The 24,676-nt window shown below is 69.5% G+C and carries 22 protein-coding genes and 3 pseudogenes; 8 read left to right on the top strand and 17 right to left on the bottom strand.

Annotated features, from left to right (window positions below; all coding sequences use genetic code 11):
* Nucleotides 1–21 precede the first annotated feature (21 nt).
* The 3 genes from dctA to LMA02_RS32155 all read right to left on the bottom strand — a co-directional run bounded on the left by dctA (nucleotide 22) and on the right by LMA02_RS32155 (nucleotide 3,325).
* Nucleotides 22–1,353, bottom strand: coding sequence for a C4-dicarboxylate transporter DctA (gene dctA / locus LMA02_RS32165; RefSeq protein WP_228910708.1), 1,332 nt, complete (start codon nucleotides 1,351–1,353; stop codon nucleotides 22–24).
* 52 nt (nucleotides 1,354–1,405) lie between these two features.
* Nucleotides 1,406–2,335 (bottom strand): LysR family transcriptional regulator, encoded by a 930-nt coding sequence (locus LMA02_RS32160; protein ID WP_175698862.1) that lies wholly within the window; start codon nucleotides 2,333–2,335, stop codon nucleotides 1,406–1,408.
* Between the two features lie 96 nt (nucleotides 2,336–2,431).
* Nucleotides 2,432–3,325, bottom strand: a complete 894-nt coding sequence (locus tag LMA02_RS32155) for a LysR family transcriptional regulator (RefSeq protein WP_228910707.1) — start codon at nucleotides 3,323–3,325, stop codon at nucleotides 2,432–2,434.
* Between the two features lie 222 nt (nucleotides 3,326–3,547).
* Here LMA02_RS32155 and LMA02_RS32150 point away from each other — a divergent pair, with 222 nt between their 5' ends.
* Both LMA02_RS32150 and LMA02_RS32145 read left to right on the top strand, forming a co-directional pair.
* On the top strand, nucleotides 3,548–3,811 hold the full coding sequence (locus tag LMA02_RS32150; protein ID WP_228910706.1) for a DUF4148 domain-containing protein: 264 nt from the start codon (nucleotides 3,548–3,550) through the stop codon (nucleotides 3,809–3,811).
* A gap of 47 nt (nucleotides 3,812–3,858) precedes the next feature.
* Nucleotides 3,859–5,073 (top strand): MFS transporter, encoded by a 1,215-nt coding sequence (locus tag LMA02_RS32145; protein WP_228910705.1) that lies wholly within the window; start codon nucleotides 3,859–3,861, stop codon nucleotides 5,071–5,073.
* A 27-nt stretch (nucleotides 5,074–5,100) separates the two neighbouring features.
* Here the strand turns inward: LMA02_RS32145 and LMA02_RS32140 are convergent.
* Nucleotides 5,101–5,582, bottom strand: a pseudogene (locus tag LMA02_RS32140) (response regulator).
* A 238-nt stretch (nucleotides 5,583–5,820) separates the two neighbouring features.
* On the opposite strand from LMA02_RS32140, the gene LMA02_RS32135 reads away from it, so the two are divergent.
* Nucleotides 5,821–6,468 (top strand): UdgX family uracil-DNA binding protein, encoded by a 648-nt coding sequence (locus tag LMA02_RS32135; RefSeq protein ID WP_228910704.1) that lies wholly within the window; start codon nucleotides 5,821–5,823, stop codon nucleotides 6,466–6,468.
* Nucleotides 6,465–6,701 (top strand): annotated as a pseudogene (locus LMA02_RS32130) (divalent metal cation transporter); the annotation flags it as partial. The gene LMA02_RS32135 and the pseudogene LMA02_RS32130, both read left to right, overlap by 4 nt.
* A 129-nt stretch (nucleotides 6,702–6,830) precedes the next feature.
* Here LMA02_RS32130 and LMA02_RS32125 read toward each other — a convergent pair.
* The 7 genes from LMA02_RS32125 to LMA02_RS32095 all read right to left on the bottom strand — a co-directional run bounded on the left by LMA02_RS32125 (nucleotide 6,831) and on the right by LMA02_RS32095 (nucleotide 11,578).
* Nucleotides 6,831–7,442 (bottom strand): DUF892 family protein, encoded by a 612-nt coding sequence (locus tag LMA02_RS32125; protein ID WP_166726246.1) that lies wholly within the window; start codon nucleotides 7,440–7,442, stop codon nucleotides 6,831–6,833.
* Nucleotides 7,443–7,501: 59 nt separating this feature from the next.
* On the bottom strand, nucleotides 7,502–8,113 hold the full coding sequence (locus tag LMA02_RS32120) for a DUF4142 domain-containing protein (RefSeq protein ID WP_228910703.1): 612 nt from the start codon (nucleotides 8,111–8,113) through the stop codon (nucleotides 7,502–7,504).
* Between the two features lie 28 nt (nucleotides 8,114–8,141).
* On the bottom strand, nucleotides 8,142–8,999 hold the full coding sequence (locus LMA02_RS32115; RefSeq protein WP_228910702.1) for an SDR family oxidoreductase: 858 nt from the start codon (nucleotides 8,997–8,999) through the stop codon (nucleotides 8,142–8,144).
* A 128-nt stretch (nucleotides 9,000–9,127) separates the two neighbouring features.
* Nucleotides 9,128–9,694, bottom strand: a complete 567-nt coding sequence (locus LMA02_RS32110; RefSeq protein ID WP_228910701.1) for a hypothetical protein — start codon at nucleotides 9,692–9,694, stop codon at nucleotides 9,128–9,130.
* A gap of 82 nt (nucleotides 9,695–9,776) precedes the next feature.
* Complete coding sequence (locus tag LMA02_RS32105; protein ID WP_228910700.1) at nucleotides 9,777–10,076, bottom strand: DUF2795 domain-containing protein; 300 nt, start codon at nucleotides 10,074–10,076, stop codon at nucleotides 9,777–9,779.
* A 39-nt stretch (nucleotides 10,077–10,115) separates the two neighbouring features.
* Nucleotides 10,116–11,144: an SDR family oxidoreductase gene (locus LMA02_RS32100; protein WP_228910699.1), complete on the bottom strand. Its 1,029-nt coding sequence runs from the start codon at nucleotides 11,142–11,144 to the stop codon at nucleotides 10,116–10,118.
* A 26-nt stretch (nucleotides 11,145–11,170) separates the two neighbouring features.
* Nucleotides 11,171–11,578 carry a BON domain-containing protein gene (locus tag LMA02_RS32095; protein WP_228910698.1) on the bottom strand — a complete coding sequence of 136 codons (408 nt, stop codon included), beginning with the start codon at nucleotides 11,576–11,578 and terminating at the stop codon, nucleotides 11,171–11,173.
* Nucleotides 11,579–11,821: 243 nt separating this feature from the next.
* Here LMA02_RS32095 and LMA02_RS32090 point away from each other — a divergent pair, with 243 nt between their 5' ends.
* Both LMA02_RS32090 and LMA02_RS32085 read left to right on the top strand, forming a co-directional pair.
* Complete coding sequence (locus tag LMA02_RS32090) at nucleotides 11,822–13,138, top strand: glycosyltransferase family 4 protein (RefSeq protein WP_228910697.1); 1,317 nt, start codon at nucleotides 11,822–11,824, stop codon at nucleotides 13,136–13,138.
* On the top strand, nucleotides 13,138–14,184 hold the full coding sequence (locus tag LMA02_RS32085; RefSeq protein ID WP_228910895.1) for a UDP-glucuronic acid decarboxylase family protein: 1,047 nt from the start codon (nucleotides 13,138–13,140) through the stop codon (nucleotides 14,182–14,184). Before LMA02_RS32090 ends, LMA02_RS32085 begins: the two co-directional genes overlap by 1 nt.
* Nucleotides 14,185–14,252: 68 nt before the next feature.
* Here the strand turns inward: LMA02_RS32085 and LMA02_RS32080 are convergent, their stop codons facing one another.
* Nucleotides 14,253–16,559 (bottom strand): ATP-binding protein, encoded by a 2,307-nt coding sequence (locus LMA02_RS32080; protein WP_228910696.1) that lies wholly within the window; start codon nucleotides 16,557–16,559, stop codon nucleotides 14,253–14,255.
* 80 nt (nucleotides 16,560–16,639) lie between these two features.
* Between LMA02_RS32080 and LMA02_RS32075 the strand changes: the two are divergent.
* Nucleotides 16,640–17,071 (top strand): annotated as a pseudogene (locus LMA02_RS32075) (glycosyltransferase family 2 protein); the annotation flags it as partial.
* Nucleotides 17,072–17,088: 17 nt separating this feature from the next.
* Here the strand turns inward: LMA02_RS32075 and LMA02_RS32070 are convergent.
* Nucleotides 17,089–18,456 carry a sigma-54-dependent transcriptional regulator gene (locus LMA02_RS32070; protein WP_228910695.1) on the bottom strand — a complete coding sequence of 456 codons (1,368 nt, stop codon included), beginning with the start codon at nucleotides 18,454–18,456 and terminating at the stop codon, nucleotides 17,089–17,091.
* 349 nt (nucleotides 18,457–18,805) lie between these two features.
* Here LMA02_RS32070 and LMA02_RS32065 point away from each other — a divergent pair, with 349 nt between their 5' ends.
* Complete coding sequence (locus tag LMA02_RS32065) at nucleotides 18,806–19,876, top strand: sigma-54 interaction domain-containing protein (RefSeq protein WP_228910893.1); 1,071 nt, start codon at nucleotides 18,806–18,808, stop codon at nucleotides 19,874–19,876.
* A gap of 43 nt (nucleotides 19,877–19,919) precedes the next feature.
* On the opposite strand, the gene LMA02_RS32060 is transcribed toward LMA02_RS32065, so the two are convergent.
* From LMA02_RS32060 to LMA02_RS32045, 4 genes are read right to left on the bottom strand one after another with little or no spacing between them, the layout of a single operon-like run.
* A complete protein-coding gene (locus LMA02_RS32060; protein ID WP_228910694.1) occupies nucleotides 19,920–20,870 on the bottom strand; it encodes a glycosyltransferase in 951 nt (316 codons plus the stop codon).
* A complete protein-coding gene (locus tag LMA02_RS32055; RefSeq protein WP_228910693.1) occupies nucleotides 20,860–21,936 on the bottom strand; it encodes a glycosyltransferase family 9 protein in 1,077 nt (358 codons plus the stop codon). Before LMA02_RS32055 ends, LMA02_RS32060 begins: the two co-directional genes overlap by 11 nt.
* On the bottom strand, nucleotides 21,933–22,934 hold the full coding sequence (locus LMA02_RS32050; protein ID WP_228910692.1) for a glycosyltransferase family 2 protein: 1,002 nt from the start codon (nucleotides 22,932–22,934) through the stop codon (nucleotides 21,933–21,935). Before LMA02_RS32050 ends, LMA02_RS32055 begins: the two co-directional genes overlap by 4 nt.
* The gene (locus LMA02_RS32045) at nucleotides 22,931–24,676 is read right to left on the bottom strand and encodes a carbamoyltransferase (protein ID WP_228910691.1); all 1,746 of its coding nucleotides are present in this window, start codon (nucleotides 24,674–24,676) and stop codon (nucleotides 22,931–22,933) included. Before LMA02_RS32045 ends, LMA02_RS32050 begins: the two co-directional genes overlap by 4 nt.

Raw genomic sequence — 24,676 nt, 5'->3', positions numbered from 1 at the left:
AGCACCGAGGGAAGGCGTGCGTCAGATCGCCTTCCCGTCGCGCGCGGCGTCGGCGTCGGCATCGTCGGCATCGTCGGCGCCGTTCGGGCCCACGGGCCCGGCCGCGGTCAGCATCCACGCAAGACGCGCGCGATCGCACGCCCCTTCCCACGTCGACACGAAGATCACCGCACACGCGTTGCTGACCACGCTCGTCAGCGCACGCGCCTCCGACATGAAGCGATCGATCCCGACCAGCAGCGCGACGCCGGCCACCGGCAGATCGGGCATCACGGCGAGCGTGGCGACGAGCGCGACGAGTCCGCTGCCGGACACGCCTGCCGCGCCCTTCGACGTCAACAGCATCACGGCCAGCATCGCCGCGATTTGCGGCGCGGACAGCGGTACGTCGCACGCCTGCGCGATGAACAACGCCGCGAGCGTCAGGTAGATCGCGGTGCCGTCCAGGTTGAACGAGTAGCCGGCCGGCAGCACGAGGCCGACCACACCCTTGTCGCAACCGAGCGACTCCAGCTTGACGATCAGCCGCGGCAACACCGGCTCCGTCGACGACGTCGCGAGCACGATCAGCAGTTCCTCGCGCAGGTAGCGCAACAGCCGCCACAACGCGAAGCCGTGCAGCCGGGCGAGCGGCGCGAGCACCAACGCGACGAACAGCACGCAGGCGACGTAGAACGCCACCATCAGCCGCGCGAGCGAGCCGACCGAGCCGATGCCGAAGCGTCCCACCGTGAACGCCATCGCGCCGAATGCGCCGAGCGGCGCGAGCCGCATCACCATCGCGAGCACGCGAAACACGATCTGCGCGACGCCGTCGATCAGCGCCAGCACGGGCCGACCGGCCTGCGGATACGCATTCAGCGAAAAACCGAACAGCAGGGACAGCAGCAGCACGGGCAGCACCTCGCCCTTCTGAAATGCACCGAGCATCGTATCGGGGATCACGCTCAACGCGAACTCGACGAGCCCGTGCGGTTGCGCGTGCGGTGCATATTGCGCGAGGATGCTCGCGTCGAGATGGTGGACGTCGACGTGCATGCCGGCGCCGGGCCGCAGCACGAACGCGGTGACGAGGCCGAACGCGAGCGCGACGGCAGTCAGCAGATAGAACAGCACCAGCGCGCGGACGATCGTGCGCCCGATGGCCTTGCCGTTCGCCAGCGACGTGATGCCGGAGACGATCGTGCAGAACACGATCGGCGCGATCATCATCCGCACGAGACCGACGAATGCATCGCTGAGCGGCTTGAGCATCGCGCCAGCCGACGGCCAGAAGTGCCCGACGCTCACGCCGAGCACCATCGCCAGCAGAACCTGCACGTAGAGCGAACGAAGCGGCCTTGCCAACCTCACGATGCTGTCTTCCTCGATGTTCCGGTCGTATTCACCGGATATTTTGTATTCGTCACGTCGATCCGTCGCTGCGTGCGGCGCCGGTGCCGGCACGTTTGGCGTCGACGATGGCGCGGTGAAACTCCTCCGCGGCCGGCGTCAGCGGGCGCCCGCGCCGTTTCACGATGCCTACCCGGCGCTTGACCACCGGTTCGACGAGCGGCACGCTCGTGAGCAGCGGATGGTCGTGTCCGGGCATCGCCATCGACGGCACCGCGGCGACGCCGAGCCCGGCTTCGATCAACCCCAGCAGGGTCGTCACGTGGCGCGTCTCGCACACGCTCGGCGCACGCGGCGCGACGGTCGTCAGCGCCTGGTCGAGCAACAGGCGGTTGCCGGAAGTCTTGTCCACCGACACATACTCGTACTCGTAAAGCTCGTTCCAGGTCACGCGCTTCTTGCGCGCGAGCGGATGGTCGCGCCGGCACGCGGCAACGAACCGCTCCTGCAGCAGCAGCTTGAAGTCGATCTCGGGTTCCTGGCTCCCCATGAAGCTCACGCCGAAATCGGCCTCGCCGCTGATCACGGCGCTCAGCACCTCGTTCGCGCCGGCATCCAGCAGCTTGACCCGGATGCGCGGAAAGCGGCGATGATAGCTCGCGATCACGTTGGGCAAGAAGTAGTAGGCCACCGACGGCACGCACGCGATCGTCACATGACCGAGACGGCTCGATGACACGTCGCGGATGCCGAGCAGCGCGACGTCGAGATCGTCCAGCAGTTGCTCGGCACTCGGCGCGAATACGCGCCCGACGGTGGTCAGCGTGACGCTGCGCGTGGTGCGCTCGAACAGACGCACGCCGAGCGCTTCCTCCAGTTTGTCGATCCGCCGACTCAACGCGGGTTGCGAAATGCTGATCGCGTCGGCGGCCTTCCGGAAGCTGCCCAGCTCCACCACCGCGCGAAACGCCTGCAAGTCGGTCAAATCGAAGTTGATTCCCACGGGCCAGTCTCCCCATCTCAGATGCCGCGTATTGTGCATGATCCGGGCAAGCCCACCCAGCCGGGGGATGCCCGGCTCCGCCGTCCCGCCGTCCTGCTATGCCCGATGCCGCAACGCGTCGATCACGATCGAGAACGCGCGCGATGCCTGGCGGCGGCTAGGGTAGTACGCGTGATAGCCGGGAAACGCCGGGCACCAGTCCGGCATCACGATCCGCAGTTGCCCGCTGCGCACGTGGTCGAGCACGATGTCCTCGGTGACGAACGCAATGCCGAAGCCGTCGAGCGCCGCCTGCACCAGATGCGGTTGCGTATTGCAGGTGATCCGGCCGCTCACGCGCGCCTGGATCTCGTTCCTGCCCTTCTTCAGCTCCCACGCATAGATGCCCTTCGCGGTCGCGAGCCGCAGCGTCACGCAGTCGTGATCGAGCAGGTCCTGAGGTGTCTTCGGCGGCTTGCGGCCGTCGAGATAGGCCGGCGACGCGACCATCACCATCCGGATGTCCGGGCTGATGCGCACGGCGATCATGTCCTTCGCGACCTGGTCGCCGTAGCGCACACCGATGTCGTAGCGCTCCTCGACGATGTTCGACAGCCCGTAGTCGACCGACAGCTCGACGCGAATGTCGGGGTAATCAGGCAGCACCCGCCTGAGCTTCGGCCAGATGATCGTGTCGATCGGATGCTCGGTGGCCGTGATCCGCACGACGCCGGCCGGCTTGTCCCGGAAATCGGCCACCGCGGCGAGCTTCATCTCGATCTCGTCGATGCGCGGCGCGACGGCCTGAAACAGTTCCTCGCCCGCTTCGGTCGTCGACACGCTGCGCGTCGTGCGCGTCAGCAGTCGCACGCCGAGGCGCGTCTCGAGATCGCGGACCGTCTGGCTCAGCGCCGATTGCGACACGCCGAGCCGCGCCGCCGCGCGCGTGAAGCTCCGGTCGCGCGCCACCGCCAGAAACACGAGCAGATCGTTGAGGTTTTCGCGCGGCATGTCGGGCGGCTCCTGTCGAAACGGACGCCCATCCTAGCACCGACACCGCCCCGTGCCGCCCGCCGCCCGCTCGGCCGATTAATCGGTGCAGCTTATAAGTCCAAGCGCGCCGCGCTACTTAATCGATCGAGCGCGGGCCGATAGACTGCGAAACGTTCAGGCTCCCGTGCGCCCGCAGCCGGCCTCGGGAACCGCCCACGCATTCTTCCCGGAGTCCGTCTCGTGAAATCCCTTCTTCGCCTTTTTGTCGCCGCGCTTGCCGTTTCCGCTCCGTTGCTCGTCCATGCGCAGGGCCTGACGCGCGAGCAGGTGCGCGAGGACATGATTCGCTACCAAGCCGCCGGCTTCAATCCGGCGCGCGCCAATCCGCGCACGTGGGTCGACGATGCGCGGGTGGCGTCCACCCGCGTGACGGCGGCGCGCGATACCGACGGCCGCACGTCGTTGGCCGATCGCGGCACGGCCGTCGTCGCGCATTGCGACTGACGAGCCCATCCCCGACGCCACCGCTCCGCATTCTTCCCGATTCAACGATGCAAGCCGTTTCCCCTTCCGATCGCGGGCCCGCGCCCGTTCACACCGCCGCATGGGGCGCCGTCCTCGCGATGGCGCTCGGCGCGTTCGCGCTCGTCGCGTCCGAATTCATGCCGGTCAGCCTGCTGACGCCGATCGCGCACGATCTGCGGATCAGCGAAGGGCAGGCGGGCCAGGCGATCTCCGTGTCGGGCGCGTTCGCGCTGCTGACGAGCCTGTTCATCTCGTCGCTGGCCGGGCGGCGCGACCGCAAGCGGGTCCTGCTGTCGCTCACGCTGCTGATGATCGTGTCCGGCACGGTCGTCGCATTTGCGCCGAACTATCTGGTGTTCATCGCGGGGCGCGCGCTGATCGGCGTCGCCATCGGCGGGTTCTGGTCGATGTCGGCGGCCACCGCGATGCGCCTCGTGCCGGACCGGCAGGTTCCGCGCGCGCTGGCGATCGTCAACGGCGGCAACGCGCTGGCCACCGTCGTCGCCGCGCCGCTGGGCAGTTTCCTCGGCGGCATCGTCGGCTGGCGATGGGCGTTCTTCTGCGTCGTGCCGGTCGCCGCGATCGCGTTCGGCTGGAAGCTCGCGAGCCTGCCGCGCATGCACGCCGCGCACGGCAGCGCCACGCCCGGGCGCGCGTTCGCACTGCTGGCGAGCGCGCCGGTCGCGCTCGGCATGACGGCGGTCAGCGTCTTTTTCATGGGGCAGTTCACGCTGTTCACGTACTTGCGGCCCTTCCTCGAAGCCGTGACGCACGCGGGGGCCGCCGGGTTGTCGGTACTGCTGCTCGTGATCGGCGTCGCGGGGTTCGCGGGGACGATCCTGATCGGCGCGTTCCTGCAACGCGGGCTCTACCGGACGTTGATCGTGATCCCCGGCCTGATGGCGGCGGTCGCCGTCGCGCTGATCGCGTTCGGCCACTCGATCGGCGCGACCGCCGCGCTGCTTGCCGTCTGGGGGCTGCTCGGCACCGCGGCGCCGGTCGGCTGGTGGACGTGGCTGGCCCGTGCGCTGCCGCGTGACGCGGAAGCCGGCGGCGGTCTGATGGTGGCGGTCGTGCAGCTCGCGATCGCGCTCGGCGCGACAGGCGGCGGCGTGCTGTTCGACCTGTACGGCTATCGCGCGACGTTCGGGCTGAGCGCGGGCCTGCTCGTCGTTGCCGGCGGGTTGGCGGCGCTGGCGGCGCGAGCCGCATTACGCGCCGAGGCCCCCGCGCGCGCGTGACGGGCCCCGCCCGCCGACGCGGTTTTTTTACACGCGCCGTGTAACGCCCGCGCCCGGCCGCGCACCGCCGAATGCGGCGTCCAGATAACGCAGCAGCCGGTGCGGCGTCAGCGGCTTCGCGCAGTGCGCGTCGAAGCCGGCTTGCCGCGCACGGTCGCGATCGTTCTGCGACGCGAATGCGCTGCACGCGATAAGCAGCATGTCGGCGGTGCGGTGCGCGGGTCGCCGCGCAGCCGCGTCGCGAGCTGCAGGCCGTCGAGGCCCGGCATCGCGATGTCCAGCACGATCGCGAACGGCTGCCAGTCGCGCGCGAGATCGCAGACGGCGAACGGATCGTCCGCGACGCGGCATTCGAAGCCGCGCGCCCGGAGCAGCAACCGCAGCGCATCGGCCGCGTCGCGATAGTCGTCGACGACCAGCACGCGGCACGGCCGTCGCGGCACGCTATCGGGCGTGCGCCATAGCAGCACGTCGTCGGCCGCCGGATCGTCGCCGGGAGTGGTTTGCATCGCGTTTCTCCCTGTAATCGGAGATGGCCGCGGCGCAAACCGCGCGCCCATATCGCAGATATCGCCTGCATGCGGCATGCCGGTTGCTGCAGGTCGTCGATATCGTCGATTCGATAGGGGAGCCGTCGATGCGCGCACCGCCAATGTTCCGACCCGGCAAGGACTTCGATTCGCCTGCAGCCCGCTGGCGAACGCACCGTGACACAGGCGCGGCGCCAGCCTGCGCGGGAGGCCCCGCATGACGCGCCACGCGCCCGCGAAGCCCGCCACGGCCGACGACGACGCGCCGGCCACGCTCGACGCCTGCCGCCGCTGCGGGCTGTGGGAACACGCGACGCAGCCGGTGCCCGGCGCGGGGCCCGCCGACGCGCGCATCATGCTGGTCGGCGAGCAGCCGGGCGATCAGGAAGACCGCACCGGCATCCCGTTCGTCGGCGCGGCGGGCCGCATGCTCGACCGCGCGCTTGACGAAGCCGGCATCGAGCGCGCGAGCGTCTACGTGACCAACGCGGTCAAGCACTTCAAGTGGGAACCGCGCGGCAAGCGGCGGCTGCACAAGACGCCCGCGCAGCGCGAGGTCGCCGCGTGCCATTACTGGCTCGAACGCGAGCTCGCCGCGCTGGGCCCGCGCGTGATCGTCGCGCTCGGCGCGACGGCGCTGCGTGCCGTGCTGCAGGACAACGACGCGACGCTGGAGCGCACGCGCAAGCCCGTGCGCTCGCCTGACGGCTGTCTCGTCGTCGCGACCTATCACCCGTCCTACGTGCTGCGCACACGCGGCGCCGATTCGCGCGAGCACGCGTACCGGACGCTCGTCGACGCGCTGCGCACCGCGTCGCGCCTCGCGCGCGGCAGCACGCACGGTGCACGGGGCGACGCCGAATGAGCGACCTGCGCCGCGACGACGCGTCGCGCGACACCGGTGCCGCCGGTGCCGCGAAGCCGTGGTACCGACGGCTCGGCCCCGGCCTGCTCGCGGGCGCGTCGGACGCCGACCCGAGCAACGTCGCGGTCTATGCGCGGGCCGGCAGCCAGTTCGGCTTCCACATGCTGTGGATGCCCGTCGTCGCGCTGCCGATGATGGTGGCCGTGCAGCTCGCGTCGGCGTTCATCGGACGCGCCCAACCTCATCGTGACGATGCGGTTGCATGCGCAACCATTCAAGCGAAAAGCAAGAGCGCGGAATAGAAAAGCCGGCCGACCGGGCGGCCGCGCATGCGGCACGTCCCGGTTGCCGGCCCGGCGCGGTTACATCATCTTGCCGCGCGAACGTTCGGCACGCGCCGCATCGGCCGCCGATTCGACCTTCTTCACTTCCTCCGGCGGCGGCAGCACGGCCTTGAAGCCCATCGACTCGATCCACATCTCGCGCGCCCAGCCGCGGGTGTGATACAGGTGATGGTCCTCGTCGGCCTCGACCTCATCGTGCGCGGCCTTCAGCGCCTTCGCCGCGTCGCTGTCGCGCAACTGGTCGGCCGCATAGCCGATCAGCTCCCAGTTCAGGTGATCCTTGGTTTCGGCGAGCACCACGCATTCGGCCGCGACGACCTGCGCGACCGCCGGGTCGGCCTGCTTCTTCGCCTGCTCGATCACCTGCACCAGCGACTTGCCGGTCGCCGCCACCGCGGCACGCCCCGGTGACTGCGTGTCCGGATCGAGACCAAGCGTTTTGAATACCTTGCGCAGCACCTCCTGGTGATGCATCGTCTCGCGGTGGTACTTCTCCCATTCCTTGTGCAGGTCCGCGTCGGTCGCGCACTTGATCGCGGCCTCATAGATCTTCGCCCCGCCAAGCTCGGTCTCGTATGCCTGGCAGAGCAGTTCGAGGATGCCTTCGTGCTTCGATTGCCGTTGGGCCATGACTGCTTCTCCGAAAAAGCGGGCCGCCCACGCGGCCCTGGGGTTGAACCGGGCGCGCGTTACTGCGCGCCCACCTTGCGTTGGAGCGTCTCCGCCATGCTCAGGTGATGCTTGAGCGTCGGCAGCGTGGATTGAGCGAACGCGCGCAGCTGCGGGTCCTTGCCGTCGCGCGCCTCGCCTTCGAACAGCGCGACCGCCTTGCGGTGCGCGTCAGGGCCGGCCGCCGCGACATACGCGGTGTCGAAGTCGCGGCCGCTCTTGCCGCGCAGCGCCTCGACATCCGGATCCGTGATCTGCTCGACCTGCGGCTTCATGCCCTTGCGCGCGGCGATCTCGGTCAGCTTCGCATTCGCGTTGCCGTGATCGGCCACCATGCGTTTCGCGAACGCGCGCACGTCCGGCGAGCGCGCCTGCTTCAATGCGAGCTGGCTCGCCTGCACCTCGGCCTTGCCGGCCATCGCGGCCTTGTCGATGAATTCCGCGTCGCCGCCCTGCGGCGCCTTCGCGATGCCGGCGTCGCCCATGGCGCCGCCCGACGACGGGTTGATCACGCCGCCCGGCACATGCGAATTCGATGCGGGCGGCTCGCTCGGCATCTGGGCGTGCGCGAGTGCCGACACGGCGAGCACGCCCGCGGCGAGCGCCGCGATCGTCCAGTTGGGTTGCTTCATGCGCTTTCTCCTTGCGTGGGGGGAGCCGTCAGCCGCCGACGATCGAGCCGCCGTTCGGATGCAATGTCTGTCCCGTCATGTAGCTCGCGCCTTCCGACGCGAGCAGCACGTAGCAGCCGATCAGCTCGTCCGGCTGCCCCGGCCGCTTCAGCGGCACGTTCGAGCCGAACTTCGCCACCTCGTCGGCGCTGAAGGTCGACGGGATCAGCGGCGTCCAGATCGGCCCCGGGGCGACGGCGTTCACGCGGATATCGCGCTCGGCCAGCTCGATCGACAGCGAGCGCGTGAACGCGACGATCGCCCCCTTGGTCGCCGAGTAATCGAGCAGCTTCGGGCTGCCGTGATACGCAGTGACCGACGCGGTGTTGACGATGCGTCCGCCGTGCTTCATGTGCGGCAGCGCCGCCTGCGTGCAGAAGATCATCCCGTACACGTTGGTGCGGAACGTGCGCTCGAGCTGTTCCTCGGTCACGTCCTCGATGCCGGGTTGCGGATGCTGTTCGCCCGCGTTGTTCACGAGCACGTCGAGCCGCCCGAGCTTGTCGACGGTGCGCGCCACGGCATCGCGCGCCTGGCGGCGTTCGCCGATGTCGCACGCGATCGCCTCGCAGCGCCGGCCGGCCTGTTCGATCAGGCGCTTCGTATGCGCGGCATCGTCCGATTCGTTCAGGTAGACGATCGCGACGTCCGCACCCTCCTTCGCGAAGCCGATCGCGACCGCGCGGCCGATCCCGCTGTCGCCGCCCGTCACGAGCGCGACCTTGCCGGCGAGCTTGCCGCTGCCGACGTAATCGGCCGCCTCGTCGCGCGGCTTCGGATGCATGTCCCGCTCGCGGCCCGGCTGCTGCGTCTGCTTCTGGGGCGGCGGGGTCTTTGCCGTGGTCATGAGTTCCTCCTTGAACGGGTGCCGGCGACACGTCGCAAACCGCGTGCCGCGCACGGCGCACCGGCCCGCGCAGGGTGATACGGCCCGAGCCGCGCACCGCATTGCAAGCGTGTGCAGAAACGGCGCGCTCAACGCGGGCTGCCCTGGGTGGTGCCGTCCGGCCGGCGCACGGGATCGAAGTCGCGCCACTGGCCGTCCTGCCAGTCGCCTTCGACGCGCTCGATCGATTGCGCGCCGGTCGCGCGCAGCACGTCTTCCGCGGCGGCCGCCGTCGTCGCCGTCACGCGCGCGGCCAGGATCACGCCGGTCTCGGTGTGCGCGAGCGTGCCCTTGCCTTCGGCCTGCTGGCCGCGCATCCGGCCGAGCGCGCCGCCGAATGCGCCGAGATACGCGCCGGCGAGTGCGCCGGCGGCCGGCACGAACCAGTAGCGCACGCCGACCGCATAGACGATCATCCCGACGACCGCGCCGATCAGCAGCCCGCGCAGTGCGCCGATCATCGCGCCGCGGCCGCCCGGCTTCGCGGCCGTATCGGCATACACGTCGCCGCCGATCGGAAAGCGCGCGTGCTGACCGCCCGGGTTCAGGAAGAAGATCGACACGTCGTCCGGGCCGAACGCGCGCTCGTAAAGGTGGCGCGCCCCACCTTCCGCTTCATCGAAGGTCGTGAAGCGGCCTGCGACGATCATCGCCATGCTCATGCTCCTCCTCGTGACGGTGACGGTGATGATGAGGCGCCGTGCACGCGACGGCACGCACGGCGCGACGCGGCGGCGCTCACATCAACCGCCCGAGTTCCTTCGATATCGATGCGGGCGTGCCGTATTCGCGATCGGGGATCTTCCGCAGCATATCGAGCACACCCGGATCCGCATGCGAGCGTTCCGCGCACTCGACGATGTCCGCCTTGCTGGCCGGATAGTCCATCCCCTTCAGCGCCTTCTGCACGTCGACGGGGCTGGGCGCCTTGCCGTGCCCTGTCTGGTGGCCGCCCTTGTCGTGGTCCTGCTGCACCCGCTCGCCTTCGTTCGCGCGCGAGTGGCTGTATTCATGGCCCGTATGTTGTCGGGATGACATGGAAACCTCCTTCGAATGAAATAACGGAAAGGCGCGCGATCACGTCGGCGCGCGGCGCGCGCGCGCGAATGCGGCGACCGCCAGCGCGGCCGCGCCCAGCGCGATCGCACCGGCGACCTTCGGCCGCTGCACCACCGCGTTGTACGCGCACCCGCGCAGCACGTGCCCCTCCATCCCTTCGCGCTCGTGCAACGCGTGACGCGACTCGTACAGCGCGTTGTCGTCGCGCGGCCGCGCGGGGCGCACCGTGCGCTGGCCGCGCGAGAACAGCGTGGCCGCGACGCGATCGAACAGCCGCGGCGCGTGGTACGCGCTGGCCGACGTGAACTTCGCGGCGCCGCCGACGAACAGCGTGCGGCGCGGATGCGCGGCCGCGAACAGGATCGCGTCCGCGACGAGGTCGGGGTCGTAGATCGGCGGCGCCAGCTTCGCCTCGACGTTCATGTAGTTCTTCGCGTGCATCACGAACATCGTGTCGATCGCGGCCGGCTTGATCAGCGTGACGGACACCGGCAGGTGATCCGACTCCAGCTCGAGCCGCAGCGAATCGGTGAAGCCCTTCACCGCGTGCTTCGATGCGGCGTACGCGCTTTGCAGCGGCACCGGTGCGTCGGACGCCTCGCTGCCCATGTTGATGATCGCGCCGCCGTGGAAATCGCTCTTGCGCCGGAAATGGTCCGATGCGACGAGCGAGCCATGCACGACGCCCCAGTAGTTGGTGTCGAACAGCCGGCGCTGATCGTCGAGCGGCACCGCGGCCGCCGTGCCGAAGATCGACACGCCCGCGTTGTTGACCCACGTGTCGAAGCCGCCATAGGTATCGGCCGCCTTCGCGGCCGCGCGCTGCAGGTCCTCGACATTGCCGACGTCACCGGCGACCGGCACCGCGAGGCCGCCATGCTGGCGAATTTCGTCGCACAGCGTGTTCAGCGCGGCCTCGTTGCGCGCGAACAGCACCAGCTTCGCGCCGCGCCGTGCCGCCTTGCGCGCGGTGACGAGGCCGATGCCGCTCGTGGCGCCCGTGATCACGATCGTCTGCTCGCCGACCGGTTTGAGCATGCACTTCATCAGGGGACTCCTTTCACGGGACGCGGTTATTTCGGGCGGATGGTCAGCTGGTCGCGCACGTCCTGCACGCCTTCGATCCGCCTGACGACACTCACCGCCTGCGTGCGCTGCTGTTCGTCCGGCACGCTGCCGGTGAGCATCACGACGCCGCGACGCGTCTTCACGTGAATGTCGCCGGCCGACAGGCCGCTCGTGCCGACCAGCTCGGCCTTGGCCTTGGTCGTGATGGTCGCGTCGCGGATCTTCGCGCCGGTGCTCGTATGCGTCGACGACGACATGGATGACGATGACGCGCCGTCGTCGCCGGCGGCGAACACGTTCGGCGCGACGGCCGTGCAGGCGGCAGCCGCGGCGATCGCGACCGCCATGCCGAGGCGCGTCGCGGGATGACGGCGCAAGCGCGGTGCGCGGGCTTGCAGCGGGAATACCTTCATCGTGACCTCCTTTCGTGGGGGCCGGCATGGCCGGCGGGTAGCCGCATGGCGCAAATCGCGTGCCGCGCGCAGTACGCCCCATGGGCGCGCGGCACGCCGATCGGACGCCCTTTCATCCAACGCGTTGTAATTTTTTCGGCGCACCGGCGGGCGGCTTCACGCGCAAAACCCCGGGCATGCCGATTGCCGAATCGGGGCGCAACGGGACCCGCCGGCGCGGGCCTCGACCACCGGAGCAACACCATGCAGAGAATTGCGTTGATCAGTGAACATGCGTCGCCGCTGGGGGTGATCGGCGGCGTGGATGCGGGCGGGCAGAACGTCTACGTCGCGAACGTCGCGAAGCAGCTGGCCGAGCGCGGCCTCGATGTCGACGTCTACACGCGTTGCGACCATCCGCACCTGCCCGAAGTCGTGGAGATCGGCTCGCGCATGCGCGTGATCCACGTGCCGGCCGGCCCGCCCGTCGACGTGCCGAAGGAGCGGCTGCTGCCGTACATGGGTGCGTTCGCGGACCACATGATCGCGCGCATGCGGCGCGAACCCGATCCGGTCGACGTGATGCACGCGAACTTCTTCATGTCGGGCGAGGCCGCGCTGCGCGTGAAGAAGCGTCTCGGCATTCCGCTCGTCACGACGTTCCATGCGCTCGGGCGCGTGCGGCGGCTGCATCAGGGCGCGGCCGACGGCTTTCCCGATGAACGCTTCGCGATCGAGGACACGCTCGCGCGCCGCTCCGACCGGTTGATCGCCGAATCCCCGCAGGACGCGCTGGACCTGACCACGCACTACCACGCGGACGCCGCGCGCATCGAGATCGTGCCGTGCGGGTTCGATGCGCGCGAATTCCGGCCGGTGCCGCGTGCCGACGCGCGTGCGCAGCTCGGCTGGCCGCAGAATGCGTTCGCCGTGCTGCAGCTCGGGCGGCTCGTGCCGCGCAAGGGAGTCGACACCGTGATCGACGCACTGGCGCGGATGCCGCGCGACCCGCAGCGGCCGACGCGGCTCTACATCGTCGGCGGCAGCCAGGCAACGCCGGATCCGGCACGCGACCCGGAACTCGCGCGGCTCGCCGCGCTCGCGCACGACACCGGCATCGCGGAACGCGTGATCTTCGTCGGCCGGCGCGAGCGCGAGGTGCTGCACCTGTACTACAGCGCGGCCGACGTGTTCGTGACGACGCCGTGGTACGAGCCGTTCGGCATCACGCCGGTCGAGGCGATGGCATGCGCGACGCCGGTGATCGGCAGCGACGTCGGCGGCATCCGCACCACGGTGGACGACGGCGTCACCGGCTACCTGGTGCCGCCGCGCGATCCGGCCGCGCTCGCCCGGCGGCTTATGCAGCTGCGTGCGCGGCCCGACCTGTGCGACGCGCTCGGCCGCGCCGGCTATCTGCGCGCGCACCGCTTCTATACGTGGCGCGGCGTGACCGACCGCCTCGTCGACATCTATCGCGACGTCGCGCATCCGCAGCGCGCCGGCACGGCGGCCAGCGGCCGGCGCACGCCCGTCGCCGCCACGCCGGGGCTCCTCGCGCACCGCAAGGAGAATGCATGATGAAGGGCTGCGATCGCAAACGCGTCCTCGTCACCGGCGGCGCCGGCTTTCTCGGCTCGCATCTGTGCGAACGCCTCGTGACGGCCGGGCACGACGTGCTGTGCGTCGACAATTTCTACACGGGGACGAAGGACAACATCGCTCACCTGCTCGACGTGCCGAACTTCGAGCTGATGCGGCACGACGTGACGTTTCCGCTGTACGTCGAGGTCGACGAGATCTACAACCTGGCTTGCCCCGCGTCGCCGGTGCATTACCAGCGCGACCCGGTGCAGACGACCAAGACCAGCGTGCACGGCGCGATCAACCTGCTCGGCCTCGCGAAGCGCGTGAAGGCGCGCATCCTGCAGGCGTCGACCAGCGAGGTGTACGGCGACCCCGACGTGCACCCGCAGGACGAGCACTACTGCGGCCGCGTGAACCCGATCGGCCTGCGCGCGTGCTACGACGAAGGCAAGCGCTGCGCGGAAACGCTGTTCATGGACTATCACCGGCAGTACGGCGTCGACGTGCGGATCGCGCGCATCTTCAATACGTACGGACCGCGCATGCATCCGGCCGACGGGCGCGTCGTGTCGAACTTCATCACGCAGGCGCTGGCCGGCGAGCCGCTGACCGTCTACGGCGACGGCCGGCAAACGCGCTCGTTCTGCTATGTCGACGACATGGTCGACGCGCTGATCCGGCTGATGGACGAACCCGGCGACGCGTGCGAGCCGGTGAACCTCGGCAGCGACGACGAGATCGCGATGATCGATATCGCGCGCGAGGTCGTGAGGATCGTCGGCGCGACGGTCGCGATCGAGTTCCACCCGCTGCCGTCCGACGATCCGCGCCAGCGGCGGCCCGATCTCGACGTCGCGCACCGGCGCCTCGGCTGGCGCGCGACGACACCGCTCTCGACCGGGATCGCGCATACCGCGCGGTATTTCATCCATCGGCAGGCGGTGCATCATGAGCCGGGCGACCTGGTGCGCAGCACGCGGATCGCGTCGCACATGCTCGCGCAGATCAACACGCGGAACCGGCCGGCGGCGGCGACATGAGGAGGAACGCGATGACTTGACCCGGCGTCACGGCCCGCGCTGCCGCGACGGCCGATGCGCGTCACGCGTCAGCCGTCGCGCTGCGTCGCGTGCGCGATCTTGTGCGCCAGCTCGCGCACGTCGACCGGCTTGCACAGAAAGGCGTCGAAACCCGCTTCGAGCGCGCGCCGCTCGTCGGCGGGGCCCGCGTGCGCCGTCACGGCCAGCACGCGCAGGTCGCGCGGCGTCGCGCCGTTCGCACCGCCGTGCCGCAACGCGTCGAGCAGCCAGAAGCCGTCGCCGTCGGGCATCGCGAGATCAGACAGCACGACGGTCGGCTGCAGGTCGGCGATGACCGCGAGCGCTTCGCGGCCCGAGGAGGCGATCGCGACGGCCGCGCCGAGCGTCGTCAGCGCGGCCGTCAGGCTCGCGCGCGTGGTCGCATCATCGTCGACGATCAGGATACGCTGCGCATCGAGCATCAGCGGATCGCGCCGGCCATCGACCTGCGCGATGCCCCATGCCATCACGCCCGTCGGCTGCCAGCCGGCCGGCAGCGTCACCGTGAAGGTCGCGCCGCGATTGCGGCCCGCGCTCTCGACATGCACCTGGCCGCCGTGCAGCTCGGCGATGTGGCGCACGATCGACAGGCCGAGCCCGAGCCCGCGCCGCGGCGACGCGGGCGAACCGTCCGCGCGGCGGAACATGTCGAATACATGGGGAATGAACGCGGGCGGAATGCCTTGCCCGGTGTCCGTCACGACCAGCACCGCATGCGCGTCGTCGCGCGACAGCGCGACCGTCACCGCACCGCCGCCCGGCGTGAATTTCAGCGCGTTCGACACGAGGTTCGCCAGCATCTGCCGCAGGCGTTCCGCGTCGCCCGACACCACGCATGCGTTCGCCGTGCACTCGAATTCGAGCACGATGCCGGCCGACGACGCAGCCGTCTGGAAGGCGCCTACCGCATCGGAGAAGAGCCGCACCACGTCGACCGGCATCGGGTCGATCCGCAGCTTGCCGGTCGCGAGCGACGACGCATCGAGGATGTCGCCCACCATACGCGTCAGCGAACGCGCGCTGCGGTCGATCGCATCGATCGCCTGCTGCTCCAGCGCGTCGTCGCGCGTATTGCGCAACACCTCGATCCAGCCGTAGATCACGTTCAGCGGGGTGCGCAGTTCGTGCGACACGGTCGCGAGCAATTCGTCCTTCAGACGATTCGACGTATCGGCCCGGTCGCGCGCGTCGCGCGCGCCCTGCAGCGAGCGCTGCGTGCGCAGGTCGTGCCGGCGCTGCGCGCCCGTCTCGCGCAGCGTGAGCGACAGCGCGACGCAGCTGCGCGCATCGCCGCGCACCGGGCCAGCGGACACCGTTGCGCGAAAGCGCCGGCCATCGCGGCGCACGCACAGCAATTCGAGCGGGCCGACCGCTTCGCGCATTGCGTCAAACGAATCGGCGAGCGGGTTGCGCCGCAGCCAGCGCATCGCGACCAGCGTTTCGAGCGGACGCCCGCGCGCGTCGGCTTCGTCATACCCGAAGATCCGCTGCGCGGCCGGGTTCCAGCTGACGATACGGCCCTGCCGGTCGATCCCGACGATCGCGTCCGGCGACGCATCGACCACCGCGCGCTGCAGGCGCGACACGTCCGCCGACGCGCGCTCCGTGCCGGCATCACGCAGCAACAGCACCGCGCCGTCGAGGTTGCCGTGCGCGTCGACGATCGGCGACGCCGCCTCGACGATCGGTACCGGCGGGCTGCCATCGGCGCCGTGCAGCCAGTGCCGGTCGGACAGCGCATGCGCGCCGCCGAGCGCGCGCTCGAGCGGCGTCGTGTGCACGCGCTGGTCGTCGCGATCGAACACGTGCAGCACGTCGCGCACGGGACGGCCCGTCGCGTCATCGAGGCCGCCGCCCGCCAGCGCGGCCGCCACCGCGTTCACGTAGGTCACGCGGCCTTTCGCATCGGTCGCGATCACGCCATGCGGCAACGCCTGCAGCACGGCGTCGAGCTGCCGCCGCGCGGCGGCCTCGCGCCGGTGCGCGCGCTCGTTCGTGAGCCGCGCATGCCGCAGCATCGCCGCGACCGCGCACACCAGCACGCCGACCAGCATGAAGGTGCCGAGCCGCACGAGGCGGTCGGGCAGCGGCCCGGTATACGCGGCCGCATCGGACAGGAACAGCGTCCAGACCAAGAGCCCGCTGATCACGGTCGACAGGATTCCGAACAGGAACGACGTCGCCCACGCGGCGCCGGCGAGCAGCGGGTAGTACAGGATCAGCGGCAGGTTCACACCGCCGAACCGGATCGCCAGCGTTTGCAGCACGGTCGCGGTCGCGACGAGCATCACGGCGGTTGCGTAATTTCCGGCCTGCGGCCGTGCACGTTCACTCATCGGACACGCTCCTGCCGGAAGGTCGGCGGCGGCCGGCAACGGGTGAACGGACAGGCATGCCGCATGCTTGCCCGCATGCCCTCGGGCTGCTCGCCGGCGCGACGGTATTCCGGCGCGACGTGTTCGTGAAAGCGGGCGGCTATTACCCGCGCGACTTCCTCGGCGGCGAGGCAGCGCTGCTCGCGCTCGACCTGTATCGCTCGGGCGCATGGCTCGTGTATGCACCGCACCTGACGGTTCATCATTACCCTTCGATGCAGCGCGACGTGCACACGCGCGTGAGTGTGTCGACCCGCAATGCGGTGTGGACCGCATGCCTCGGATGGCCGGCCGGCGCCGCGCTCGCGCATACGCTGCGCATGCTGCCGCGCCGGTGGTGTGAACGCGGCGTCACGCATGCGCTCGCCGGGCTGCCGTGGATCCTGCGCGAGCATGCGATTCCGCCGAAGGTCGAGCGCCTGCGTCGCCGGGTCGACGACGCTGCGCGTCGGCGCATACGTGCGCGCGCATGACCGCGGCGGTCGGCGCATCAGGAGTCCGGCTTTTCCGTTTCGTCTTCCAATTGGGCGAGCCGGTTGTAAATCGTTTTCAGGCTGACGTCGAGCACCTCGGCGGCCTGGGCCTTCACGCCGCCGCATTGCGCGATCGTGCCGAGGATCAGCTTGCGGTCGACCTCCTCGAGCGGCGTGCCGAACGGCACCGTCACGCGATCTTCGTGCGACTCGACCATGCTCGACAACTCGTCCATGATCGGCGGCGGCAACGTGTCGATCACGTCGGTGTCGCTGAAGATGCTCGCGCGCTGCACGAAGTTGCGCAGCTCGCGCACGTTGCCGGGCCATGCGTAGGTCTTCAGTGCGTCGCGCGCGGCCGGCGCGAAGCGCAGGTTGCGGCCGCTTTCCTCGTTGTAGCGTTGCAGGAACGCGTCGGCGAGCATCGGGATATCGTCGCCACGCTCCCTGAGCGACGGCAGCGGGATCGGAAACACGTTGATCCGATGAAACAGGTCGGGCCGCAGCTTGCCGTCCGCCATCGCGGCTTCCGGATCGCGGTTGGTCGCGGCGACGATGCGCACGTCGACGTCGATCTCGCGCGTCGAGCCGAGCCGCGTGAGCCGCCCGGTTTCGAGCACGCGCAGCAGCTTGACCTGCGATTCGACCGGCATCTCGGTGATTTCGTCGAGGAACAGCGTGCCGCCGTCCGCGCGCTCGAAGAAGCCCTTGTGCTGCCGCTCCGCGCCGGTGAAGCTGCCGCGGTCGTGGCCGAACATCTCGCTTTCGACGAGGTTCGCGGCAATCGCGCCGCAGTTCACCGCGAGGAATGGGCCACGGCGGCGCAGGCTCAGGTCGTGCACGGTTTGCGCGGCGAGCTCCTTGCCGGTGCCCGATTCGCCGGTGAGCAGCACCGACGCTTCGGTACGCGCGACGCGACCGATCGCATCGTAGACGGCCTGCATCGCGGGCGAGCTGCCGAGCATCCGGCCGAAGCGGCCGAGGCGCTGCAGTTCGGAGCGCAGCTCGGCGATTTCCTCGTGCAGCGCGGTGGTGCGCGGCACGCGCGCGAAGATGCTGTTCAGCCGCTGCATGTTGAGCGGCTTCACCAGGTAGTCGGTCGCGCCGCGCCGCAATGCGTCGATCGCGGTTTCAAGGCTCGCGTGACCGGTGGTCAGCACCATTTCGCAATGCGCGCGCTTGGGCAATGCATCGAACAGATCCATTCCGTTGCCGTCCGGCAGCACGAGGTCGCACAGCACGAGATCGGGGGTATTCGTCGAGACGAGCGTGCGCGCTTCTTCGAGCGTCGCGGCCGTGTCGCACGCAAGCTGCTGCGCCTGCGCGAGTGCCGCGAGCATCGCTCGCGTATCGGCATCGTCTTCGACGATCAGGACGTAAGGCATCGAAGCTCCTTGTGATGCGGCCCGGCTGGAGCATCGGCCGAAACCGCGGCGGGCATGCGATGCGGGGTACGACGCCGGGCATCCGGCAAATACGATCGCACCACATACGAACGAGCAGACAAGTAGTCCTGCCATGACAAACGACTGTCTAGCAGTATAGAAGAGGCGCGCTGTGCATTCGCCGCTCATCGAATAAATCTATCCGCCCGCGACGGTGGCATTGCCAGATTCAATCTGCGGCCTTCGGTATAAGAGGTATGCTTTCTACGTGAAAAACGGCGCATGCCACGTCATTTTTTCATCTTGTCCCGACGGCTTCGGTCAAAACTTCCCAAATGCGATATCACTCATGTCGAAATCCGACGATGACGGCACGCGGCTGTTCGGCCGTTCGCGAACAATCCAGGACTTGATGTTGAAAATTTCGCGCGTGGCCGCAACGCGCGTGAGTGTGCTCGTGGTCGGTGAAAGCGGTGCCGGCAAGGACATCGTCGCGCGGCTCATCCACGACATGAGCCCGCGCCGGCGCGGCCCGTTCGTGCCCGTCAACTGCGGTGCGATTCCGAAGGACATCGCGGAGTCCCATTTGTTCGGACATGAAAAAGGCAGCTTCACCGGCGCCGTTGCACAACATGTGGGCATGTTCGAAGCCGCGCGCGGCGGCACGCTGTTTCTCGACGAAATCGCGGAAATGCCCGCGGAATTGCAGGTGAAACTGCTGCGCACGCTCGAATCGAACACGATCGTGCGGGTCGGCGGCCACGAAGCGATTCCGCTCGATGTGCGGATCGTCGCGGCCACCCATCACGATCCGGTCGAGGCCGTGCGCAGCGGCCGGCTGCGCGAAGACCTGTTCTACCGGATCGCGACGATCGCGCTGCACGTGCCCGCGCTGCGGCAGCGCGAGGACGATGTCGGCGACATCGCGCTGCAGATCGTCGAGCGGCTGAACGCGCGGCACCGCACGCGCAAGCGTCTGTCGATGCAGGCGATGAAGGCGCTGCGCACCTACACGTGGCCCGGCAACGTGCGCGAGTTGCGCAACGCGCTGGAGCGTGCGTTCATCCTCGCGGACGAGCAGATCGAACTGCAGCTGCCGCGCCGCCTGCCGCCGCGCGAGGAAGTGCGTCACAACGCGATGACGCTGCATATCGGCACGACGCTCGCGCATACGCAGCAGCGCTTCATCGTCGCGTCGCTGCGCCACTTCAACGGCGACAAGCCGCGCACCGCGAAGGCGCTCGGCATCAGCCTGAAGACACTCTACAACCGCCTCGCGCTGCTGCCCGAACACGAGCGCAACGCGATGAACGGCGCCGCCGCGCCGACGTCGAGCACCAGTGGCGCCAATGGCACCAGCAGCACGAGCACCGGCGCTGCCGCGAGCGCGCCCACGCCGGCGAGCCCGCCGAGCGCGTAAGCGCGCCCGCTTCAAGCGCCGCGTCGATCAGGGCCCGTTCACGCTAGCACGCAACGTCGCGCAATGCGTTGTCCCAGTCGCGCGCGAAGCGCTCGATGCCGAACCGCTCGCACGCGTCGCGCTTCGCCGCCGCGCCCCACTCGCGCGCGCGTTCCGGATCGCGAATCAGCATGCGCATCGCGTCGATCAACGCGTCGGGCCGCGTATCGGCGACACCGTTGTAACCGCTCCTCACGAGCTGCGCCATCTCGGTCGTCGCGAGCGCGACGATCGGCAGCCCGATCATCATCGCCTCGATCACCGCGAGCCCGAGGCTCGTGTAGCGGATCGGATTGAAGAAGAACCGGTAGTGCGACAGGAACTGCGGCAGCGCCGGGTTCGGCACTTCACCGATGCCGCCGAGTTCGGCCGAGCCCATTCCGACCAGATCGAGCGGCACGCTGTGGCGCACCACCTCGAACAGGTCCGCGCCGAGACGCCGCCCGCGCCGCGCGAGGTTGTTCACGACCGTCACGCCCTTGGGCAGCGTGCCGCGATACTCGATGCCGTCGGGTAGCAGCACACCGTGCTCGATCACGCGCGTCGGCGTGACGCCGTTGTCCCACATCAGCGCGTTGAACGGCGTCACGTGCACCAGCAACATGTTCGGATCCTGCACCGGATGCAGCGTGTCGGTCGGATGCTCGCGCGGCGGATCGTGCTCGACGAACAGCGCGGGCAACGCACGCTGCGCGTCGCTCAGCAGTCGCATCCGGTCTTGCTCGTAGTGACGGTGATGCTGGTACAGCACGCAATCGAACTCGGTGTCGCGCACGCATTCGACGCTCACCTCGTGCACGTTGTCACCCCAGGGCAGATGCCCGACCCGCCCCGCATAGCCGGGCGGATGCTGCGGCTTCGTCACGAGGTAGAAATCGTGCGGCGCCTGCGACAGGTAATACAAATAGTTGCCATGCACGTGCCAGGTGAGCACGCGCAACCGCTTACGTGACATGACGCCTCTCCTCCGCGAGCAGTTCGCCCGCCCGATCCATCACGTCGTCGACGCTGATCGCGCTCGCGCATTCGTGCCCGTACGGGCAGGTGTCGAACATGCACGGCCGGCACGCCGGGTAGTTCGCGATCACGCGATGACGTTCGGCGTCGAGCGGCGCCCAGCGGGCCGTGTCGCTGCCGCAGGCGATGACGATGCTCGGCGTACCGAGCGCCGCCGCGACATGCGACACGCCCGTGTCGTTGCACAGCAGCAGCCGTGCGCGACCGATCAGCGCGGCCAGCGCGCCGAGCGGCGTGCGCCCGCACAGGTTCACGCACGGCCGCGCGAGCTGCTCGGCGAATGCGGCGGCCAGCGCGATTTCCGCGCGCGTGCCGGTCAGCACGATCTGCCAGCCGTCGGCCGCGAGCTGCCGCGCGGCGCTCGCGAAACGCTCGACCGGCCAGCGCCGCGATGCCATCCGCGCGCCCGGATGGACGATCACGTAGCGGCCCGGATCGAGCGCGTATTCTTCGCACAGCACATGCCAGAGCGCGTAGTCGAGGCCGCCGAGCGGGAATTCGAGGTAGTCGCCCCAGTCCGGATAGCCGAGCGTGCGCGTGAGCGACAGGCAGCGCGTGACCTCGGGTTCGCCGTCACGCCAGGCGACCTGACAATCGAGCGCGGTCGTGCCGCCGTCGGGCGGCACGAAGCCGGCGGTGCGCGTCGCGCCGAGCGACGCGACGATCGCGTTGGTCTGCGCGCCGCTGCCGTGCAGCTGGATCGCGAGATCGAAGTCGCGCGCCCGGCATTCCGCGACGAACGCCTCGCGCGCGGACGGCTCGGCGTCCGGCTGCTCGCCGAGGCCCGGCGCGCCGGGAAACGCGATGAAGTTGTCGATGTAGTCGGAAAAGCGCGACGCGAATTCGCGTGCCCACGGCAGCCCGATCAGCGTGATGCGCGCATCCGGTTCGCCGCGTCGCAGCGCGCGCAGCGCCGGCACCGCGCACAGCATGTCGCCGAGCTGCAGCGCGCGAAATACCGCGATGCGGCTCGGACCGGACGATGAAGCGGAATCGAAACTCATAGGAAGAACACCCGGAAGTGAAGCGCGCCGCGCATGCGCCAGTACAGCGACACGGGCGGAATCGCGATCGACGTGACGATCATCTCGGCGACATGCGACGGCGTGAGCCGCGTGCCGCGCAGCCGCTTCGCGCAGAACGCGGCGGTGATCACGGCCCAGGCGAGCGCGCACGCGATGCCCGCCGCGCGCCAGCCGGCCGCGAAACAACCGAGCGCGCCGAGCGCGAACAGCACGGCCGCGTAGTAATTCCACGGCGGCATCGGCCGGATATGACGCCGGTAGGTCGCGCGATGCTTCTTGTACAGCAGCGCGTCGAAATACACCTTCGATTGCTGGCCGATGCTCGCACCCCAGCGCGCGGGGCGCACCGGATGCACGATCCGCGCGGCGTCGACCTCGACGATCGGCCCCGCATGCTCGCGCAGCGCGAACATCAGGTCGGCGTCCTCGCGCCACGCGCGCGTGAAGCGTTCGTCGAAACCGCCGACGCGTTCGAGCGCCGTGCGCCGCACGAAGCAGTTCGCAGTCGCGAACTCCGCCCGCGCAAGGCCGGCCACGTCGCGTTCGTAGTCGGTCGGGCGCGGCCGCAGCGGCACGTCGATGCGCCCGGCCGCCGCCGCTGCCGACGGTTCGGCCAGCAGCGCGGCCGCGCCGTAGCGCAGCCAGGTCGGATCGGGAATCGTGTCGTCGTCGGTGAACGCGATCAGCGCGCCGCGCGCGCTGCGCCAGCCGACGTTGCGCGCGCCGGCCGGCCCCTGGGTATCGGGCGCGGTCATGTAGCGGATCACCGGTATGTCGGCCATGCGTGCACGGCACGCGTCGACGGCGGGCCACGCGCTGCCGGCCGGGTCGTCGTCGACGACGACGATCTCGTAGGTCGTCGGATCGAACACCTGCGCGCACAGCGCGTCGAGGCAGCGCTCGAGCAGGTCGGGCCGCCGGTAGGTCGGCACGACGACCGACACGACCGGCGGCAGTTGCGTGGCGCGCATGTTCATCTCGGCTTCTCCAGCAGGAACGACCCGATCACGAGCGCGTCGAGCGGCGACGTCCAGAAGCATTCGATCGCGTCGCGCGGCGAACAGACGATCGGCTCGCCGCGCGTGTTGAACGACGTATTGACGAGCACTGGCACGCCGGTGAGCGCGTCGAACTCGGACAACAGCGCATGCAGCAGCGGATGCTGCGCTTCGTCGACGGTCTGCACGCGCGCGGTGCCGTCGATGTGGCGCACCGCCGGAATCTTCGCTTCCGCACCGGGCGCGACGTCGTACGCGAACAGCATGAACGGCGCGCGCAGCGGTGTGCGCCGGCCGCCGTTGAACCACTGATGCGCGCGGCTTTCGAGCACGACCGGCGCGACCGGCCGGAAGTCCTCGCGATTCTTGATCCTGTTCAGCTTGCGCTGCATGTCCGGATCGATCGGCGACGCGAGGATCGAGCGGGCGCCGAGCGCGCGCGGCCCGAACTCCATGCGGCCCTGGAACCAGCCGATCACGCGGTTCGCCGCGAGCAGCGCGGCCGTCTGCGCGGCGACGTCGGCCAGCCGCCGGTACGGCAACTGCGCCTCCTTCAGGAACGCCTCGATCGCGTCGTCGCTGTACGACGGCCCGAGATACGCATGGTCCATCCGCCAGTCGCCGCGCATCCCGCGCATCCGGAAGTCGGTCCACAACGCGGCGCCGAGCGCGGTGCCCGCGTCGCCGGCGGCCGGCTGCACCCACACATCGTCGAACGGCCCACGATCGCGGATCTTCGCGTTCATCACGCAGTTCAGCGCGACGCCGCCCGCCATCGCGAGCTGCTTCTCGCCGCTCTCGGCAGCGAGCCAGTCGACTGCCTGCAACACCGTTTCCTCGAGCACCACCTGCAGCGCATGCGCGATGTCGCAGTGATGCGGCTCGATCGGGCCGCCGCGCTCGCGCGGCGCGCCGAACCGCGCGGCGAGATCGGCTTCGACGACCTCGTAGCGGCCCTCGCCGTTGTAGCTCACCAGCTTGCGCATCTCGTCGGCGAGCCCCGGCTTGCCGTACGCCGCGAGCGCCATCACCTTGTACTCGTCGGACGAATGCAGGAAGCCGAGGTAGTGCGTCACGTGCTCGTACAGCAGGCCGAGCGAATGCGGCAGGTTGACCTGCCCGAGCCGCCGGTAAGTCTGGCCGTCGAACACGCCGTAGCTCGTCGTCGCGCGTTCGCCGTGCCCGTCCAGCGTCATCACCGCGCAGTGGTCGAACGGCGCCGCGAGAAACGCGCTCGCCTCGTGCGCGAGATGGTGCTCGATGAAGTGCCAGCGGAACGGCCCGTCGTGCGCGACGCCGCGAAAGCGCCGCTGCAGGTGATGCGGCGCGCCGCCCGCGAGCTGGCGCGGCGCGTTCACGATCGACGACAGGAACAGCGGATGCCACGGCGACGCGCTGCCGGCGCGCGGCGCGTGCACGGACGGCGCCAGCGGCAGCGTCAGCTCGGGCGCGTTGCCGTGCCGATCGAGTTCGAGCCACGGATCGTACGAATACGCGACATGGTCGACCTCCGCCAGCACGAGGTCCGCTTCCGCGAGACAGTAGTCGATCGCGTGATACGGCAGCTCCCAGGTCGAAAACGGCACCGGCCGCTTCGCGTGCTTCACGTGCGTGAAGCGTTCCTCCTCGGCCGCGGCGAGCACGACACCGTCGCGCACGAGGCACGCGGCGCTGTCGTGGAACGCGGCGTTGATGCCGAGCGTGTAAGTGGAGTCGGGCAT

The sequence above is a fragment of the Burkholderia sp. B21-005 genome, from assembly GCF_020843965.1.
Classification (GTDB): Bacteria; Pseudomonadota; Gammaproteobacteria; order Burkholderiales; family Burkholderiaceae; genus Burkholderia; species Burkholderia ambifaria.
Note: the sequence above shows the minus strand (reverse complement) of the source record. Positions and strands in the feature narration are given on the sequence as shown.

Excerpts from the sequence above, each read along its gene's own strand:
- LMA02_RS32135 (WP_228910704.1), top strand. The coding sequence starts at position 5,821 with ATGACGCGCCACGCGCCCGCGAAGCCCGCCACGGCCGACGACGACGCG.
- LMA02_RS32055 (WP_228910693.1), bottom strand. The coding sequence starts at position 21,936 with ATGAGTTTCGATTCCGCTTCATCGTCCGGTCCGAGCCGCATCGCGGTA.
- LMA02_RS32125 (WP_166726246.1), bottom strand. The coding sequence starts at position 7,442 with ATGGCCCAACGGCAATCGAAGCACGAAGGCATCCTCGAACTGCTCTGC.
- LMA02_RS32145 (WP_228910705.1), top strand. The coding sequence starts at position 3,859 with ATGCAAGCCGTTTCCCCTTCCGATCGCGGGCCCGCGCCCGTTCACACC.
- LMA02_RS32095 (WP_228910698.1), bottom strand. The coding sequence starts at position 11,578 with ATGAAGGTATTCCCGCTGCAAGCCCGCGCACCGCGCTTGCGCCGTCAT.
- LMA02_RS32045 (WP_228910691.1), bottom strand. The coding sequence starts at position 24,676 with ATGCCCGACTCCACTTACACGCTCGGCATCAACGCCGCGTTCCACGAC.
- LMA02_RS32070 (WP_228910695.1), bottom strand. The coding sequence starts at position 18,456 with ATGCCTTACGTCCTGATCGTCGAAGACGATGCCGATACGCGAGCGATG.
- LMA02_RS32115 (WP_228910702.1), bottom strand. The coding sequence starts at position 8,999 with ATGACCACGGCAAAGACCCCGCCGCCCCAGAAGCAGACGCAGCAGCCG.
- LMA02_RS32120 (WP_228910703.1), bottom strand. The coding sequence starts at position 8,113 with ATGAAGCAACCCAACTGGACGATCGCGGCGCTCGCCGCGGGCGTGCTC.
- LMA02_RS32110 (WP_228910701.1), bottom strand. The coding sequence starts at position 9,694 with ATGGCGATGATCGTCGCAGGCCGCTTCACGACCTTCGATGAAGCGGAA.
- LMA02_RS32105 (WP_228910700.1), bottom strand. The coding sequence starts at position 10,076 with ATGTCATCCCGACAACATACGGGCCATGAATACAGCCACTCGCGCGCG.
- LMA02_RS32085 (WP_228910895.1), top strand. The coding sequence starts at position 13,138 with ATGAAGGGCTGCGATCGCAAACGCGTCCTCGTCACCGGCGGCGCCGGC.
- LMA02_RS32080 (WP_228910696.1), bottom strand. The coding sequence starts at position 16,559 with ATGAGTGAACGTGCACGGCCGCAGGCCGGAAATTACGCAACCGCCGTG.
- LMA02_RS32050 (WP_228910692.1), bottom strand. The coding sequence starts at position 22,934 with ATGAACATGCGCGCCACGCAACTGCCGCCGGTCGTGTCGGTCGTCGTG.
- LMA02_RS32090 (WP_228910697.1), top strand. The coding sequence starts at position 11,822 with ATGCAGAGAATTGCGTTGATCAGTGAACATGCGTCGCCGCTGGGGGTG.
- LMA02_RS32100 (WP_228910699.1), bottom strand. The coding sequence starts at position 11,144 with ATGAAGTGCATGCTCAAACCGGTCGGCGAGCAGACGATCGTGATCACG.
- LMA02_RS32155 (WP_228910707.1), bottom strand. The coding sequence starts at position 3,325 with ATGCCGCGCGAAAACCTCAACGATCTGCTCGTGTTTCTGGCGGTGGCG.
- LMA02_RS32065 (WP_228910893.1), top strand. The coding sequence starts at position 18,806 with ATGTCGAAATCCGACGATGACGGCACGCGGCTGTTCGGCCGTTCGCGA.
- LMA02_RS32060 (WP_228910694.1), bottom strand. The coding sequence starts at position 20,870 with ATGTCACGTAAGCGGTTGCGCGTGCTCACCTGGCACGTGCATGGCAAC.